Source organism: Bradyrhizobium sp. CCBAU 11430, from assembly GCF_028128855.1.
In the GTDB taxonomy this organism is placed as follows: domain Bacteria; phylum Pseudomonadota; class Alphaproteobacteria; order Rhizobiales; family Xanthobacteraceae; genus Bradyrhizobium; species Bradyrhizobium ottawaense.
The window spans coordinates 25,468-41,663 of the sequence record NZ_LBJV01000061.1; the positions used below are offsets into that span (position 1 = coordinate 25,468).

Consider the following 16,196-nt stretch of genomic DNA (forward strand, 5'->3'; position numbering starts at 1 on the left):
CCCGGCGGAGGTCAGGCAAGAGCCAGAAGGAGACCCCTGCTCGTAAGTAAGCAAGCAACGAAGGTCCTGGCCATCTCATTGCTCGCGAGCGCCGGCCTTCCTCAGTCCTTCGACGATGTCGTCGTACTCACGACGAAACTGCGGATTGCTCGAACGTGCGTAGCCGATTTGCTGAAACCATCGGATCGTGAAGTCCGGTCGGATTGCATTCAATTCGACCAACACTTGCTGGGCCATTTCCAATTGGCCAGTGGCTCCATAAGCTGAAATCAGATCTACATACGGAAACCAGTCCAATTTACTCAAGTTGATGGAGCGCTTACATTCCTCGATGCCTTCCGCGTATTGACGCAGATGGACATGAGCATGACAGAGGAAGTAGTGCCAAGTGCCAGCGGCCGGATCTTTGGGGCTTAGGCGCAAGGCGATCTGAATCGGAGGAAACGCTTCGCGCGCGCGACCCGCCGTAACAAGTACGATCCCCTTGGATGCATATGCGACGGGCGAATTAGGGTCGATTTCCAAAGCTGCGTCATACTCAGGCAAAGCTTCCTCAGGATTTCCATAATTCAAAATGTTTCCCTTGGCTACGTGCGCGCTTGCGGTCGCCGGGCGCTTTGCGAGAACTTGATCAATTAGCTTCAGCGCCGTTCTTTTGTCCTCAACCACGGATGTCGACCATCCGTAGATCACGCCCTCGGCTATGCACAACGCCTTCCCGATCATTGCATCGGTGTTGTCTGGATCGAGGCGCAGTGCGCTATCGAACAAGTCGTTTGCCTGTGCATTCGTAAACTTGGTCCGGGGGCCATAGCGCTTCGCCCAGCCGCGCATGCTGAAATCCACAGCATCTGGATTGGTTGGCCTGTCCATTTGGCTGCGCCGGCTTTCGGCCTGGATGAGTTCGACGTTGAGAGAGCGAGCGAGGCGCGCCGTGACCTGCTCCTGCAAGGCCGCAAGATTTGTCCGATCGCCGTCAAAGCGGTCAGACCAGACGTCACGACCAGTCGACAGTTCGGCAAGTGACACGTTCATCCGGACCCGATCTCCGGCCCGTTGCACCGCGCCCTGTACCGCCCATCGGATACCGAGATCCTTGCCGAGCGTCTTGAGATCGACCTGCTTATTCTTATAGGTGAAAGCCGTCCCGCGCCCGATGACGAATGTATCGGGCATTTGCGCGAGGTCTGTTGTTAGATCGGTCGTAATGCCGTCGGCAAAATAGTCCTGCTCCGCATCGTTGTTGAGGTTTGCGAATGGCAGAACAACGAGAGACAAACGGGGAGCAACGTCGGGCCGTGCGGTAGCCTTCTTCTGCGTTTTTTGGCTTTCCGGAAACACGTCTGTGCGGAGCGTCTTCCAAACAGTCCAGTAGCCGACGAGCCCGCCCGCAATCGCTCCCACGGCAGCAATTGAAGCGAGCGCGCCGCCGATCAACTGCAATCGTGCCCGCAACCGAATCTTTAGATTGCGATCGGATGGCGGCTTCCGCTCCTCATCGAATGCCGCTTTGTCTGGCTGCTCATTATTGGATGGCGGCTTGCCCGGAGGGTCATTGGAGACTTCCAAGTTTGTCACCCTCGCCTCCCTGCACGGGCCACACGCCCGGACTGCAAACACTAGCAGAATGCACGGCTTCAGGTTGGTCAAGACTTCTGACTCATTCGCTTTTTTTTGCGAAGACTATGTTCGGTCTACGAGGTCCGATTACTGGGGCAGACCGGCTTTGTGAAAGCCCTCAATCATCAGCTTCGCATTAGTTGATAGCCGGCTCCGAGCGACCCACGCCGATATTGTGAAGGTGGGGTCCAAGTCAAGCACACCAGCTGCCGCCTCACGAGCTTCAGCGTCCCGTCCGAGATGTGCGAGAGCGGATGCGAGGCAGCGGTACGATCCTGGATAGGAAGAGTTCTGGCGCAGGGCTCTCTTCCCTGCAACGACGGCCTCGTCAAAGCGACGAAGCTCAATAAGGGCAAATCCCATCCCGGTTAAAACTGTGAACTGTTGCGGGTCCACCGGGCTCATTCGGATTGCGTGTTCAAAGCTCCGGATCGCTTCCTCCGGCTGCCCCACAACGCTGTAGACCCAACCTCTGCGTCTCCATATGTGAGATGAATTTGGGTTGAGCGCGACCGCCCGATCGGCAATCTCAATCTCAGCCTCACGATCGCCTACCAAAAAAGCCGAGATTGATGCAGCAGTTGCTAACGTGTCTGGATCATGATCGTCGAGGCTCAATGCCAAGCGCATAAGCCGAACGGCTTCACTGCGTTCGAATTGTGGATCAATCGCATAGCTTCTAAAGACGTTTTCCATATGACAGTCGCCTGCCAACGCCGCCGCAGCAGCAAACCCGGTGTCAAGCTCCAAAGCGTGCTGAACCAGTCGGAGTGCCTCGGCCAAACTCTCGCGGGTCGATCGGACGGCTTGCTGTATTGCCTGGAGATAAAGATGATACGCGGTGAGGTCTTCCGGTCGCCGCCGAGTCGCCAGTGTAATTTCTGCTCGAAACAACTTTGGCTGGATCGCTGAGACAATGGCGAGCGTGACTTCGTCCTGCAACGCGAAAACATCTCTCATGTCACGCTCGAACTTGTCCACCCAAATGTGTGCGCCTGTAGCCGCTTCAATCAATTGGCCCGTAATGCGAACTTTCCCCGACGCCTTTCGCACCGCTCCTTGAAGGACATAGCGCACCCCAAGCCTGCGCCCGACTTCCTTGACGTCGACGGCTTTGCCCTTGAACGTGAAACTAGAGTTTCGAGCGATCACGAACAACCATTTGAAACGAGAAAGAGCGGTGGTGATCTCCTCAACCATTCCATCCGCGAAGTACTCCTGCTCGGGATCGCCAGACATGTTCGCGAACGGCAGTACGGCGATGGAGGGCTTGTCGGGAACTGCAGGAGCGCTCTCGGGCTCATCGCCCGGATCTGGGTTCGCAACTTCTCCCGCCTCCCGGACCCGTCCGATGAAGCGGAAACCCTTGCGTGGTAGTGTTTTGATTAAGCGCTGTTCCTCGCCAGAATCGCCGATTGCGGCCCGGGCGGCATTCAGGCGGGTCGTCACCGCCGCGTCGGATACGCTACGCCCATTCCAAATGGCCTTGATGAGCTCGTCCTTGGTGACAACTCGCTCCCTGTTGCGGATCAGGTAATCGATCAAGTCAAATACCTGCGGCGCGACGGGCACGAACTCGCCCCCGCGACGCAGCTCGCGCCGGTCGGTGTGGAAGACGTACTCCTCGAACAGATAGCGCAACTGCCATCCTCCGCCGTGTCAGCCCCGCAGCGAAACAACGCCTCTCCCGCCAGTCGGAATGGAAGAGAATAAGCCGCTGATAAGGAAAATGTAAGCCGCTCGTAAAGCGCACCGGACCGCGCTTCGGCAGTCTAGCCGCCGAGAATACGTAGCGGAGGCGACGATGAGTGCGACCTACGACTCCAAGAGAATGCGACGGGCTGGTGCATTTGCACAACGGAGTGCTGGCCTACTTGTCTGCTCTGCGCTTGTCGTCGCCTGCGCCAACGCTGCTGAAGCCCAATGCTCGGCGCAGGATGTCCTGCGCAATCACCTGGCGCTTAAGGGGACTCCACCAGCCCGCGACACTCGGACTTCATTCAGCTCCGCCGCCGAGGTTCCTTTCTGGAAGAGGATTACTGTCGGGACGTTTAGGGATTTGGCCGCTCTTCGGGACGCGATGAGTGCACTGGGCTGCGGTGTTGGGAGCTCGGCCGACGAGATTCTCGGAAGGCCGACCTTTACCCTCAGCACGAAGAAGACAGAGGTCGAGCTTGTTGCCGTATCGCCAGCCGAACTTGGCTTTGCGGGCACAACGGCAACGCTGCGAAAAGTCTATGCGCGCGCGCAATTGCTGGGCCTTCTGCTTGCACCCGCCGAAGTCGCGCTGCAGCTAAGGCTTCAGTATCTGGATCAGCCGATCGGCGAATTCCTTATCATGGCCATGGAGCCGATCAGGACATGGGCTGGTGTACCGGTCATCCTAACAGTGGCCAATGGTGGGGCGGGTCTCATTCTGATCGGGCAGGACGGCGAAGACGGTTTGGACCTGCCGGTGAGGTCGCGTTTTGTTTTCGTTCGGCCCGGTACATCCGGGCCTTCCCAGGCAGCCGCATTCGCTCCATAGCCAGGGGTAAAACCGATTTTGTCGCTTCCGTCCTCCGCATATCGCAGAGCGAGACAGTAGATAGGCGCATAGCGCGCTTGCAGCATCGTAGAGAGGAACGAATGTCCGCGAGAATACATGCAGCGCTCATGCTTGGCCTGATTGTGTTGGCGAGACCGGTGCTCGCCCGTGATGACGGGCGCTACGCTAATTCGCCGCTGAAGCCATGGTTCGAGAGCTTGCACAGTGAGTTTGGGCAGTGCTGTACGAATGCCGATGGGTACATCGTCTTCGACGCCGATTGGGAATCCGACCGTGGCCATTACCGCGTCCGCATCGAAGGGAAGTGGGTCGTGGTTCCTGAGGGCGCCGTCCTAAACCAACCGAACCGCGCCGGTCCGACTATGGTATGGAAGCACTACATCGATGGCCATCCGCGCGTTCGCTGCTTCCTGCCCGGCAGCATGATCTGAGAACGTGCCTCAGAATTCGATGCGCTATTAGTTATCAGTGGTCGATCAGGTCAAACACCTGGGCGCAAGGATACTAGGTCGGCCCCGCGACGCAGCTCGCGTTGATCGGTGTCGAATTCGTACCCGCAAAACGATAGAGCAGCTGCCAATTCCCCCGGTTGTAGCAAAACCTAGAACGCAAAGAGTAAGCTGCTCTTAATGGAAATGTAAGCAGCACGTGAAGCGTTCCCGCCGGGTTTCTGGCATCCTCTCTTGGTGGAAACAACGGAGCGCTGCAATGAGCACGCTTTACCAGACGGGCTTAGCCCAGACGACCGTATCGGACCGACACTATTCCGGTGCCTTGAAGAGTTTGTGGGGCGCGTTTCAAGAGTGGCGGAAATGGGAGCGGCTGCGGGGTGATCTTTGGCGCCTTACCGACCGGGAAGTAGCAGATCTCGGAATTACGCTCTGCGAGATCGACTATGTCACGTCGAATCGAGATGCCCACTCGTGAGGCATTCGATCCGGATGATGTCGATGTCTACCGTTTGGACGATTGGAATTGGACAGCGCCAGCTGCCTCGTGACGCAGATGCTGACTGACTTCCGACCCGGTCAAAGGCTGCCCTCGGTAGCCAGCATTACTTTGATCGGTTCACCTCTCGGAAGCGGACGTGGAGCCGCTCAGAGCTAAGGCAGAGACGGGACACAATCGGACTGGGACCATTTAGCGGAGAGAGCACGAAGGTCTCTGCAGGTTAAAAGGCGATCATTATGTCCGGCGGCCCTCGCGACGAGAGGGGTTCCTTTTTTCTCGCCGCCGGTATTTCATCTGCACAGCGGAGAACGGGCATGCAGGGATCGCTGGGGGAAAAGATCGGTGAAGGCGCCTTCTCCGAAGCCTATGCTTGGGCGCCCGGTCAGGTCGTGAAACTATTCAAGGCCGGCGTCTCTCATCTGCTCGGCCGGCACGAGGTACGCATGATCCACGCTGTGCGGGCCGCCGGCGTCCCGGTGCCGGAGGTGTTCGGCGAGGTGACGCTGGACGGCCGCTTCGGCATCGTGCTGGAGCGCGTCGACGGACCGACCCTGTGGCATCTCTCGCGGATCGGCGCGGTGACGTTCGAACAGGCGGGCGCGATCCTCGCGGCTCTGGCCATGTCTGTTCACAAGACGTCCCTGGCGTCGGAGCTCCCCTCCATGCGCGAGTATATGGACAGCGAGTTGAGGCACGACGGCGGCAAGGTCCCGAAGCACATCGCCACCGACATCCTCGCCCTGATCGATCGCCTGCCGACCGGCGACGGGCTTTGCCATTGCGACCTTAGCCCCGGCAACGTGATGATGACGGCGGAAGGCCCAAAGCTCGTCGACTGGACCTTCGCGATGCGCGGGCCCGCCGCCTTCGATCTTGCGTTCTTGCATATCATCCTGTCCGAGCTCGCCCCGGAAATAGCCGACAATCCGGAGCGGCCGCGCGCGACCAATGCGGCGGCGCAATCCGAATATGCGCGATTGGCCGGCATGTCTCTCGCTGAGCTGACGGCGGCAATGGAGCCGTATTTGCCCATCGTCCGCACCTTCGTCGTCCTTGGCAACGTGGTGCCTGCGCTGCGGGAGCCACTGATCCAGCGCATCGAAGCGGGGCTGCGTTCGGAACACTGAACCGTCTTGTCGCGCGCGCGAGCCGAAGTGGCCTCGAAGCGACGCATCAGTGTCTTGTTTGGGATCACTGGCGGTCCTCGACATGCAGCTGGCTCGATGTCCTCAATGAATATCGAAGCCGAAGTTGACTGGCCTGACATTCGGCCCATCCCAGCCTTCGCTAGAATTCCGAGCCATTTTCCGCAAAGCTTAATATGCCTGAATCCCCAAGCCGGCAAACGCGGCTAGGATGGGGTTTTCCCTTTTGGGGGGAACCTCATGTTCGACACGGAAACTACCGCGCTTTTGCGCGCCTCGATGAAGTCTGCGAAAGCGTTTCGCACCGCGAGATTGGAGCCGGACTCACGTCGCTTCGAAAATCCTGGAGGCCGCCACCAGAGGCGAGGTTTCGCCCGATGGGCTCAGGCGGGTCGGCCACGACGCGCTGTCCCGTGCACCCACGATGTGGCGCTGATTGATCCGGAGGGGGCGTGAACTTCCAGGTGACGGTCCTCAAGATCCTGGTGAGCTATCCGGATGGCTTCGCCGTCATGGAGGACCTCAAACGCGACATGGCCATCCTGGCGACCAGCGGCCGCGTTGCTTCTCGCCTCGATCGCCCCGGTAGCCGCCGCCCCGCCAGCCAGCTGCGCCGGCAAGTTCGTCGGCCGATGGACCCACACTGGCGGCAACAACTCCACAGTGACGGCCGACGGCCGCGCGACGTGCGAAGACCACGCCTTCTGCGTCAAGGGTGAGCACACTTGGACCTGCGACGGCAACGTCTTCATCTACACCAATTCCGTCGGGACCTGGAACTACACATTGGCGCCCGACGGCCGGACGATGTCGGTAGGCACTGCCGTCGCGACCCGCTCGGGCCGGTACCGGCCAGTGCGCGGTCGCGCGATATCGGCGGCGCTTCGAACGTCGCCGCCGGCGTTTTCGGCGTCGACCGCACGCCGTCGGCCGCGCCGCCCGCAGCTGCAGCCGTGGCACCCGCGAAGCCCGCCGCCGGCCGCCCGGCTGCGGATCCCGCAGCGGAGGCCGACGCTAGGGAGGCGCGCAGATCCTTTCAGGCCGGCCTGGCTGCCGCCAAGCGCCGCGACTGGTCCGCAGCGGAAGGCGCTTTCTCCGTGGCGAGGGAGCGCTTCCGCAGCGCCAAGATGCCAAACGAGGCCCAGACCGCCGCGGACAACGCCACCGTGGCCGGAAACAACCGTCTCCGTCAGTCGGCGGCCAGGCTCAACGGGACGACCGGCCCGGCGCCAAAGGCGACTCCCTCGAACAGCGGCACGCACGCGAACAAGCGGTCGAAGGAGCAGTGCGAGCAGATCGAGAGATACATCATCGACAGACAGATCGAACAAATGAAATCGGGCAAGAATAGCAGCGCCGCCGCCGGCCGCGAGTTGGCTGGCGCACGCGGTCAACTGCGCAGGGAATGTCAGTGACCCCCTACCGAGGCGGGTATGTCAATCGGCGTTCCGCACGACGCAGGGAAGGCTGCCATGGCACTACTGTAGGAAGAATTCAGCCCAAGGGCTGATTTACAAGCCCGTCCGAACCGTCTGATAGTGGCCCCGCTGCTGACCTTCACGCGAACTCCGGCAGCGTCTGCTATCCCGCGTACACCGGATCAGCCCTGAAACAGGGCTGAAGTCGCAGTTTGACCCGCAGCAGACTCAATCAATATTGAAGCAAATTCTTAAAACGCCTGCGAACAGCCGGCTGCTAAAGGCCTAGCAGGAGATTCCTGGGGAATGGATCGCCGGGCGACTCATCGGCGATGTCGAATGACCGGCGCGCGCCGCTTGTTCCCGGACGAGGGCATACCAAGATGATCAGCCACTCTTCCCCGACGATTGTCCTTACGGTGTCCGCTGTCCTCCTCGGCTTTGTCGCCGCCGCACCTCGATTTTCCGTAGCGAGCGGCGGCACGCAGTCCCGTCCAAAGTATAGGCGCTACGCCGTCAGGCAGCAGGACCGCGCTGTAGGCCGGTAATTGCATGCCCTCTCTTTTCAGGTCCGCATGAAGCCCTCGCACTCGCCTTCCGCCCAAGCGAGAACCCTCTCCATCGCTTCGCCTTGTGCGTAACGGAGACACATCTTGGTTAACGTCGCCTGGACATTGATCTGCGACGCAATCTTCGGCGGAGCCGGCGAAGCCACGACGGAGAGTTTCTGATGTTTGTAGGGATTTGGGTAGTGATAAAGGGTGCCCTTGGGGGGCTCTGCTTCCGCCCAAATCTTCAACGTCGTGAACTTCTCGTAGGCTGGAAGATCATAGCCTCCACTTGCAACCACCATTCTCTCAATCGATGACGGCTGTGAGAGATGAACGAGGAGGCTCTTGGCGGCTTCCTTGTTTCTAGTAAATTTCCATATCGCCCAGAAGAAGGGCAGGTACGGCGCGAAGCGGCCTTTCGGACCCGCCGGGAAGCCGTGGGTCCAGCATTGCGCGGCGATCTGTGGAGCATCTCGCTTCGCCACCGCCCAGGCACTGGGCGCATTCATGATCAGCGCTCCTCGGCCGGAGATGAGCCATTTATTATTGGATGCATCGTCCCACGCTGCTACATCGGGAGGCAAAAGCCCGATCAACTTCCTGTAAAATTCCAGAGCTTGACGCACTTCGTCGGTCCTGACTGTGATCTTACCAAAGGCGTCGACCAGCTGTGCGCCGAATGAGTGGAAGAATGCGCCGGCAGCAGCGACGCTATCGATCGTCTCTCCCAATCCGATTCCAAAGGGAAATCCTCCCTTGTGACAGGCTTCTGCTGCTTTCAGGAAGGTTTCTGTTGTCCAATTGTCGGCTCTCGGTGCTCCTCCGGCCGGATACATGTCCTGCGCGTCAATGCCGGCATATTTTTTCATTAGGTCGATGCGAGAGCATGAAGCCTGGATTTGGCTACCAGCCGTGGCCGGAACGGCCATCCATCCGCCGTTCACTTGGCCGAGATACTGCACGACGCTGTTAACTTCGCCGTTCTGCTTGACGATCGGCTCCATGATATCGTTGACCGGCTCGAGCTGCTCGGCATGCGTGTGAGGCCGCCACGTCGACATCGCGAGAATGTCGTGGCCAGCTCTCGCTTGCGCTTCGGCGGCGATGGTCAGCAAGAGCTTGTTGCCCTGGGTTGTAATGTAATCGATCTGGACCTCGACTTTTTCCTTCGCAGCCCATTCCTTGATGAGATCGCCCGACGCCTTGTTGGCCTCAGGCACGAAATGATCCCAGAGACCTATCGATAGTTTGCCGGCGGCGTAAGCACTGCGCACATGAGGCGCCGCGAAGAAGGCAACAGATGACATGGCGGTCGCTGCCGCAAATTGTCGTCGCGATATTCTGCGTGACATTGTTTCCCTCCAAACGGAGAAATCGGCCTTGCGATGCCCTTAAATTATCCGAGATCAGCTGGCGACCTTCTCAAACTGGATAAGGCTGAACGCACCGACACTGGACGTTTTGGCAAAAACGAAGCCGGCAGACTCAATCAGAGTGCAGTATTCGGATTCCGTTCGTTCGACGCCGCCGGTTCCCCGCAACATATTGAGATCGCTCATAGCGCGCGAACGGTGTTCAGGGTCGGCCACGGCAACCTCCGGCATGATCCGTTCGACAATGATCAGCTTGCCGCCGGATGGAAGTGCATCCCGGCAATTGCGTAGGATGATCCTGCAACGATCGTCCTTCCAATTATGGATGATGCTCTTCAATAAGATTGTGTCGGCGCCGCATGGCACCGTTTCGAAGAAGTTGCCGGCGACGAAGCGGCAGCGATTTGCGATACCCAGACGGTCGAAATGTGCCCGTGCTGCTTCCTCGCAGCGTGCAAGGTCAAAGGCGATCCCTTCAAGACCGGGGTGGTGGCGCAGCACGCCGCCGAGCAGTTCGCCGGTGCCCCCACCCACATCAAGGACGACACGCGCGGTCGAGAAGTCGAAGGCCTCAACGATCCTAGGAGCCACAGTCCGCGTGAGATTAACCATCGCGGCGTTAAACCGAGCGATCCATTCCGGCGAATTGCCTGCCGCGGCATAGCGGTCGTCGCCTTCTCCCCAGAGCTGGGTCGCGCTTTTTCCGGTGCGAACCGAATCGATTAGTCCGCTCCAGGATTGCACGAGCATCTCGCCCTCAAACAGAGCCCAGTCCTTGAAAGATTGATCGGCGCTGCCGTCGAGCTGCCGCCCAAGATCGGTCAGGGAAAATCGGTCCCGGTCCACTTGCTTGCAGAGGCCGACGGTTGTCATGCCAACGAGTAGTCTGCGTAGCGCGCGCTCGTCCGTGGATACCAGCCCGGAGAGCTCGGCGGCCGATTTCGCATCTTCGCCGATGGCCTCGGCGAGATTGAGCTTCGCCGCCACATAGATCACCGCCGTGATGCGATGCGCCTGCACGAGATCATGAATAGATTCTGATTGGCTCATGTGTTCCCCCGATGGTTCCTAAAATCGAAACTTCCGCCGGTCCAATCTCCTAGATCAATCGGTCGGGACGAAGCCGGTTGCCTGTACGATCGCCTTCCACCGATCGGATTCGGATGTAATCAGTCGCGAAAAGTCTCCCATAGCGATCGCGTCGGGCTCGACCGCCAATTTTTCCATGCCGGACTTGACCTCATCGGTGCGTAGCGCCGCTTGGATGGCGGTATTGAGCTTTTCAACGATGTTGGCCGGTGTCTTCGCGGGAACGAAGAACCCATACCATGTGAGGTCCTCTAGCGACGGATAGCCGGCTTCCCCCACCGTCGGTACCGCGGGAACGAACGGGCTGCGGCGCGGGCCGGTGGTGGCCAAGGCCCGAATATCGCCGGATTGGACGAGGCCGAGCGAGCTGCCGACCGGCATGATCGCCGACGCGATCTCGCCTTTGAGCAAATCCTGAATCGCGCCATTGCCCTGATAGGGTACGTGAAGATAATCGAAGCCGGCAGTGCGCCCCAGCATCGCACCAAGGAAATGCAGAGTGGTCCCGGCACCCGGCGTGCCGTAGGTGGCCTGTTTCGGATTGGCGCGGCACCAAGCGACGAAATCTGTAAGGGTCTTCACTTCGCCTGGCACCTTCGGACCGATCGTCAGCAATGTCGGGGTCGAGGCAATGGTCGAGACCGGGGTGAAATCCTGCGGCTGGTATCTGAGCGACTTGTAGACGTGCGGAAAGAACATCATGAATCCAAGCGGCGCGAGCAGCATGACCGATCCGTCGGCGTCGGCCGTTTTCACCGCCTCCACCGCGACACGACCGCCTGCACCCGGCCGGGTCTCAACTACAATCGTTTCAGCATAATCTTTCATCTGGCCGGCAACGACCCTTGCCAGGGCGTCCTGCAGCCCGGGCGTGAAACCCGACAATATATGTGCGGTTCTTGGCAGCTGTTGTGCGGTGGCCTGCTGCGCAATGTTCGCGGCGGAGAACGCGACGCCAGCCGTCGCCACGGTCAACAAATCACGACGTGTGATCATCAACTGTCTCCTCACCGCGGTTTGATGCCTCGGCCCCCGCTCTACGTTTTCATGTACCACGGCGGGGATGGGGCTGGCTTGGTTTCCGGCTTACTTTTTCTTTACCGTCAGCTTATTCTTGCACTCGGGTGTAAGAACATCGATGTCGCAGTTACGGGGAAGTGGCGTGCGCTATTTCTTTGAAGATTTTTCATTCGATACCGATCGGCGCGAGCTACGTCTCGGGTCGGATGTAATCGCCATCGCGCCGCAAGTGTTCGACTTGCTCGGCTATTTGATCGACAATCGTGAGCGCGTCGTCAGCAAGGACGACCTCATACGCACCATCTGGGAAGGCCGCGCTGTCTCGGAAGTGGCTCTGACCACACGCCTGAATGCAGCGCGGAAGGCCGTTGGTGACTCCGGCGATGAGCAACGTCTCATCAAGACCCTTCCGCGCAAGGGCTTCCGTTTCGTCGGCACGGTACGTGAAATGCCCGATCCGGCGAGCGCGACCATCGCGAGCGGCTCGCCGAGACCTGCCTTCGCCGTCCCTGACAAACCCTCACTTGTTGTTCTGCCGTTCGCCAATCTGAGCCCTGATCCCGACCAGGAATATTTTGTCGACGGCGTGACTGAGAGCCTGACGACGGATTTATCACGCATGGCCGGCATTTTCGTGATCGGTCCCAACACTGCTTTCACCTACAAGGGAAAGCATGTTGATCTGAAGCAGGTGGGTCGCGAACTTGGCGTTCGTTATGTTCTTGAAGGTTCCGTGCAACTTGGTGGTGGCCGCATGCGCATCAACGTCCAGCTCATCGATGCCGAATCCGGCAATCATCTATGGGCTGAGCGATTCGACAAACCGATCGCCGATATTTTCGACATGCAAGATGAAATCGGTGCGCGCCTTGCGGGCCAGCTCGGAACGGAATTGGTCACTGCCGAGGCCCGCCGGGCGGCGCGGGCGCCACATCCCGATTCGATGGATCTGTATTTCCAGGGCATGGCCAGTGTGAACCGGGAGGAGCTCCCGCCATCCTGTCACAAGCGCGCAAATTCTTCGAACGGGCCCTCTGCCTGGATGCCGGCAACGTTGAGGCCAAGGTTGGGATGGCATTCGTCGATGCCATGCGGGCCACGTCCATGATGACCAGCGACCGAACCGCGCGCCTGTTGGCGGTCGAGGCGTCCCTGGCCGAGATTCTGGCACACACGCCAGATCATGCGATGGCGCATTGCATCGTGGGTGTGACCCAGATTTTCTCCAAGCGCGCCGCCCAGGGTATCGCCGAATGCGAGCGCGCCTTGGCGCTGGATCGAAATCTGGCCGCCGCTCACGCGTGGATTGGACTTGGCAAGTGCTATCTCGGCCGGGCTGAGGAAACCGAAGCCTGCATCATGAATGCGTTTCGGCTGTCTCCTCGAGACAGCCGGGCGTCCAGCTGGATGAATACCGCGGGCGTCGCGCAGTCATATCTTGCCGCCGATGAAGCTGCGGTCAACTGGTTCAAGCGATCAATCGAGAACAACCGGAATGTCGCGGCATTCGTTCACTTCTATCTGGCGGCGGCGCTGGCGCATCTCGGGCGGATCGAGGAAGCGCAGGCGTCGTTGCAGGCGGGCCTCGTTCTCGACCCTGGTTTCAGCATCGCCGAATTCCACGCCAGTTCGCCCTCGGATCATCCGACCTGCCTCGCTCAGCGGGTGCGGATCGCCGATGGTTTGCGCAAGGCAGGACTTCCGCAAAAGTGAATGGGTGCCTGCGTCGCCGTCAGATGGATCGATCTGGCGAAGTCTGCTTGTGACCCGTGGCTTACGTTAGCCAAGAACCCGAGGGTGTCCGCTTCCGACGGCCGAGAGCAGACGTTTCCCCCTTGCAGGTGAAGATTCTGGACAAGTGGGAGGCAAGTATCCCTCCATTGAGGGCCGCCTTGTTTGACGGGCGCGATCGCTGCAGGTCCTAGGGGTAATCCTAGGAGAAGCGCTATGACGAATTCGAGGGCGGAGGTGATCACATCGGTCGAGCGGCGGCGCCGGTGGTCGCAAGACGAGAAGGAGCGGCTTGTTGCGGCGTCGCTCGAGCCCGGCGCCAATGTTTCCGAGGTAGCTCGCGTGGCCGGGCTTCATGTGAGCCAGCTGTTCAGGGGGCGCAAGGAGCTTTGCAGACACGGCGAAGCGAGCATAGCTCCGTTTGTTCCGGTCGAGATTGGGCCGTCTGCGTCACCGCAGGAGGTGGCCGAAGCGCCGTTGACGACGACGGCGCGTCGGCGGAAGAGCCAAGGCATCATCGAGATCGACCTTGGTAGTGGGCATCGCATCCGGGTCGATGGCGACGTTGATGGAGACGCGCTACGTCGCATTCTCGATGCTTTGGCCCGCCGATGATCCTGATTCCGACTGGCGCGCGAGTGTGGCTCGCGACAGGCTACACGGACATGCGCCGAGGCTTTCCGTCGTTGGCTCTCCAAGTGCAGGAGGTGCTGCGCAAGGACCCGCTCAGCGGTCATTTGTTCGTCTTCCGGGGGCGCCGCAGCGATCTTGTGAAGGTGATCTGGCACGATGGCCAGGGGGCATGCCTGTTCACCAAGAGGCTGGAGAGAGGAAAGTTTATATGGCCATCCGTTGCCGGTGAAGCTGTGACGATCTCGGCGGCGCAGATGAGCTATCTGTTGTCCGGAATCGATTGGCGCAACCCGCCGACCTGACAGCACGCATTTTGAATGGTGAGGAAGCTCATTGGACCCTCGATGACGCTGCAGGTTGGCAAGCTGACAACAATCATGCCATTTCGATCGTGAAGTTGCAGCTAGTCACCAACAAAGTTTTAAATTGCAGACCTCCAAGCATAAAACATTTGTGAGGTGGAATGTGGGGCTAAAATCCCCATAAAAAAATTAATACAGACAAATCAACTTGTTGATCAAACCCATTGGCGGAGAGAGTGGGACTCCCATCCCCGATGCCGCGATTGCGCAAAAACAGCCGAAAAACAAGGATTCCCGAAAAGCCCGGCCGAATTTTGTGACCACCGCTGTGTACCACCGCGACGGCCATTTCGGCCGTCAATCTCGGACGATTTCGAGACGCTTGAGGTCGCCGGACGCCCTGACCGTTGCTCTATCCGGACTTCCCGGCCTCTATGCGATCGAGACGTAGCCGGTGTCTATGGTCGGTAAGCAGGCGAGCGCCTCCCAGGACGGCCGCCAGCGTTCCCAGGCCGGTGCCACCGGCGATCAGGAACATGATCAGCAATTGATATTTGACCGCATCGACCGGCTCGACGCCGGCAAGGATCTGGCCGGTCATCATCCCGGGCAAAGAAACGAGGCCGATCGCCGCCATGCTGTTCACGATCGGCATGAACCCACTTCTCAAGGCGTCCCGTATGATCGGCAGCATTGCTTGGTGTCGGCCGCCGCCTAGCGCCAGACAAGCTTCTACGGCGGCCCGTTCGCGCACCAAGCTGTTCGTCAGCACGTCCAGGCCAAGGCTTATTCCGGTCATGGTGTTGCCCAGCATCATGCCCAGCAGAGGCAGCGCATAGCGCGGGTGATACCAAGGATCGGGGCGTAGCTCCGTGAGGAGCGCGAATATCGTGACGGTGCCGGCGGCGACTAGCGTGCATGTCGCTCCCAGACCGTACTTCCAGACCCCCCTCAGGCGTCGCTTCTGCCGCGCGACGATCTCCCGCGAGGCGAAGAGAACCATGACGAAGGCGGCGAGTGCGGTCCAGAGCGGCGAGACCGCGGCAAACAGGAACGTCAGCACGTATCCGACGAGGACGAGCTGAACCACCATCCGGACGGTCGCGATGGCCAGTTGCTTCTCGAGCTTGAGGCGGAGAACAAGAGAGAGGACGCCATCCATGACAACAAGGAGCGCGGGTAGGACCAGATCGCCGTACGAAAGCTGAATGTACGTCACGGCCGGCTTTCCTTGATGCCGCCGTCAGGGCCCATCGCGAAAATCCTTGATCCGACACGTCGCGCTTGAGCGTCATCGTGGGTGCTCCAGATGACGCTCGTTCCATGCGCGACACGTTCGGCAATCAATGCCTCGACGGTGGCGGCGGATGCAGAGTCGAGCGCCGAAGTCGGCTCATCCAGCAGCAGGACGCGCGACCGCAGCATCAGCCCCCGCACAAGCCCCAATCGCTGTCTCTCGCCCGTCGAAAGTCTCTGAACCGGCCAAGGTCCGCAGTCGCCCGGAAGGCCAAGACGCATGACCAGCGGTAGTGCATCATCCCAGGCCGTGAAGTGCTCCTGCACGATGTCGGACCACCAGCCGGGCTCGGCGGCGAGATAAGTCACTTGCTTTCGCCAGGCGGGCGCGAACACCGCCTCCCGCGGCGTTCCGTCAAGCTTGACCGCCCCTTCGTTGGGGTCGAGGTCCGCGATCGAGCGAAGCAGCAAGGTCTTCCCGACGCCGGATGGTCCCTGCAGGACGACGCATTCGCCGTCCTGCAGATCGAATGACACGGAGATGTGCAGGCGCTTGAGCCCGCTGACCGTCAGCATGCG

16 protein-coding genes and 1 pseudogene are annotated in these 16,196 nt (G+C 59.9%); 10 read left to right on the forward strand and 7 right to left on the reverse strand.

The features are described 5' to 3' along the window. Positions 1-75: 75 nt before the first annotated feature. Positions 76-1,578, reverse strand: a complete 1,503-nt coding sequence (locus XI04_RS20760) for a tetratricopeptide repeat protein (RefSeq protein WP_038949360.1) — start codon at positions 1,576-1,578, stop codon at positions 76-78. Between the two features lie 129 nt (positions 1,579-1,707). Further along, entirely contained in the window at positions 1,708-3,261 is a 1,554-nt protein-coding gene (locus XI04_RS20765; RefSeq protein WP_038949359.1) for a winged helix-turn-helix domain-containing tetratricopeptide repeat protein, read from the reverse strand. Positions 3,262-3,424: 163 nt separating this feature from the next. Between XI04_RS20765 and XI04_RS20770 the strand changes: the two genes are divergently transcribed. The 6 genes and pseudogenes from XI04_RS20770 (at position 3,425) to XI04_RS20795 (ending at position 7,679) form a co-directional block, all read left to right on the forward strand. Next, positions 3,425-4,147: a hypothetical protein gene (locus XI04_RS20770; protein WP_244429156.1), complete on the forward strand. Its 723-nt coding sequence runs from the start codon at positions 3,425-3,427 to the stop codon at positions 4,145-4,147. A gap of 128 nt (positions 4,148-4,275) precedes the next feature. Next, positions 4,276-4,599 carry a hypothetical protein gene (locus tag XI04_RS20775; RefSeq protein WP_249162664.1) on the forward strand — a complete coding sequence of 108 codons (324 nt, stop codon included), beginning with the start codon at positions 4,276-4,278 and terminating at the stop codon, positions 4,597-4,599. An 834-nt stretch (positions 4,600-5,433) separates the two neighbouring features. After that, complete coding sequence (locus XI04_RS20780) at positions 5,434-6,246, forward strand: aminoglycoside phosphotransferase family protein (protein WP_038949356.1); 813 nt, start codon at positions 5,434-5,436, stop codon at positions 6,244-6,246. 258 nt (positions 6,247-6,504) lie between these two features. Then, positions 6,505-6,700, forward strand: a pseudogene (locus XI04_RS20785) (hypothetical protein). A gap of 16 nt (positions 6,701-6,716) precedes the next feature. After that, positions 6,717-6,983 (forward strand): hypothetical protein, encoded by a 267-nt coding sequence (locus XI04_RS20790; RefSeq protein ID WP_083859335.1) that lies wholly within the window; start codon positions 6,717-6,719, stop codon positions 6,981-6,983. 6 nt (positions 6,984-6,989) lie between these two features. Then, positions 6,990-7,679 (forward strand): hypothetical protein, encoded by a 690-nt coding sequence (locus XI04_RS20795; protein WP_157158084.1) that lies wholly within the window; start codon positions 6,990-6,992, stop codon positions 7,677-7,679. 568 nt (positions 7,680-8,247) lie between these two features. Here the strand turns inward: XI04_RS20795 and XI04_RS20800 are convergent. From XI04_RS20800 to XI04_RS20810, 3 genes are read right to left on the reverse strand one after another with little or no spacing between them, the layout of a single operon-like run. Then, positions 8,248-9,585 carry an ABC transporter substrate-binding protein gene (locus tag XI04_RS20800; protein WP_271596199.1) on the reverse strand — a complete coding sequence of 446 codons (1,338 nt, stop codon included), beginning with the start codon at positions 9,583-9,585 and terminating at the stop codon, positions 8,248-8,250. Between the two features lie 54 nt (positions 9,586-9,639). Beyond that, entirely contained in the window at positions 9,640-10,656 is a 1,017-nt protein-coding gene (locus XI04_RS20805; RefSeq protein ID WP_038949351.1) for a methyltransferase, read from the reverse strand. 54 nt (positions 10,657-10,710) lie between these two features. Continuing rightward, complete coding sequence (locus XI04_RS20810; protein WP_038949349.1) at positions 10,711-11,691, reverse strand: Bug family tripartite tricarboxylate transporter substrate binding protein; 981 nt, start codon at positions 11,689-11,691, stop codon at positions 10,711-10,713. 166 nt (positions 11,692-11,857) lie between these two features. On the opposite strand from XI04_RS20810, the gene XI04_RS38710 reads away from it, so the two are divergent. The 4 genes from XI04_RS38710 (at position 11,858) to tnpB (ending at position 14,381) form a co-directional block, all read left to right on the forward strand. Then, positions 11,858-12,823 carry a winged helix-turn-helix domain-containing protein gene (locus XI04_RS38710; RefSeq protein ID WP_333915807.1) on the forward strand — a complete coding sequence of 322 codons (966 nt, stop codon included), beginning with the start codon at positions 11,858-11,860 and terminating at the stop codon, positions 12,821-12,823. Further along, positions 12,787-13,428 (forward strand): tetratricopeptide repeat protein, encoded by a 642-nt coding sequence (locus XI04_RS38715; protein ID WP_333915808.1) that lies wholly within the window; start codon positions 12,787-12,789, stop codon positions 13,426-13,428. Before XI04_RS38710 ends, XI04_RS38715 begins: the two co-directional genes overlap by 37 nt. Positions 13,429-13,662: 234 nt before the next feature. After that, positions 13,663-14,061 carry an IS66-like element accessory protein TnpA gene (tnpA, locus tag XI04_RS20820; RefSeq protein ID WP_038949347.1) on the forward strand — a complete coding sequence of 133 codons (399 nt, stop codon included), beginning with the start codon at positions 13,663-13,665 and terminating at the stop codon, positions 14,059-14,061. After that, positions 14,058-14,381 (forward strand): IS66 family insertion sequence element accessory protein TnpB, encoded by a 324-nt coding sequence (gene tnpB / locus XI04_RS20825; RefSeq protein ID WP_038949345.1) that lies wholly within the window; start codon positions 14,058-14,060, stop codon positions 14,379-14,381. The genes tnpA and tnpB overlap by 4 nt, the downstream gene beginning before the upstream one ends. 412 nt (positions 14,382-14,793) lie before the next feature. Here the strand turns inward: tnpB and XI04_RS20830 are convergent, their stop codons facing one another. Together XI04_RS20830 and XI04_RS20835 are read right to left on the reverse strand one after the other, a co-directional pair. Further along, the gene (locus tag XI04_RS20830; protein ID WP_038949344.1) at positions 14,794-15,600 is read right to left on the reverse strand and encodes an ABC transporter permease; all 807 of its coding nucleotides are present in this window, start codon (positions 15,598-15,600) and stop codon (positions 14,794-14,796) included. Continuing rightward, on the reverse strand, positions 15,597-16,193 hold the full coding sequence (locus XI04_RS20835) for an ABC transporter ATP-binding protein (protein WP_038949343.1): 597 nt from the start codon (positions 16,191-16,193) through the stop codon (positions 15,597-15,599). The genes XI04_RS20830 and XI04_RS20835 overlap by 4 nt, the downstream gene beginning before the upstream one ends. Positions 16,194-16,196: the final 3 nt, after the last annotated feature.

Bases quoted from the DNA above. Each gene is read 5' to 3' on its own strand.
- XI04_RS20770 (WP_244429156.1), top strand. From the start codon at position 3,425: ATGAGTGCGACCTACGACTCCAAGAGAATGCGACGGGCTGGTGCATTT.
- XI04_RS20775 (WP_249162664.1), top strand. From the start codon at position 4,276: ATGCTTGGCCTGATTGTGTTGGCGAGACCGGTGCTCGCCCGTGATGAC.
- XI04_RS20780 (WP_038949356.1), top strand. From the start codon at position 5,434: ATGCAGGGATCGCTGGGGGAAAAGATCGGTGAAGGCGCCTTCTCCGAA.
- XI04_RS20800 (WP_271596199.1), bottom strand. From the start codon at position 9,585: ATGTCACGCAGAATATCGCGACGACAATTTGCGGCAGCGACCGCCATG.
- XI04_RS20805 (WP_038949351.1), bottom strand. From the start codon at position 10,656: ATGAGCCAATCAGAATCTATTCATGATCTCGTGCAGGCGCATCGCATC.
- XI04_RS20810 (WP_038949349.1), bottom strand. From the start codon at position 11,691: ATGATCACACGTCGTGATTTGTTGACCGTGGCGACGGCTGGCGTCGCG.
- XI04_RS38715 (WP_333915808.1), top strand. From the start codon at position 12,787: ATGGCATTCGTCGATGCCATGCGGGCCACGTCCATGATGACCAGCGAC.
- tnpA (WP_038949347.1), top strand. From the start codon at position 13,663: ATGACGAATTCGAGGGCGGAGGTGATCACATCGGTCGAGCGGCGGCGC.
- tnpB (WP_038949345.1), top strand. From the start codon at position 14,058: ATGATCCTGATTCCGACTGGCGCGCGAGTGTGGCTCGCGACAGGCTAC.
- XI04_RS20835 (WP_038949343.1), bottom strand. From the start codon at position 16,193: ATGCTGACGGTCAGCGGGCTCAAGCGCCTGCACATCTCCGTGTCATTC.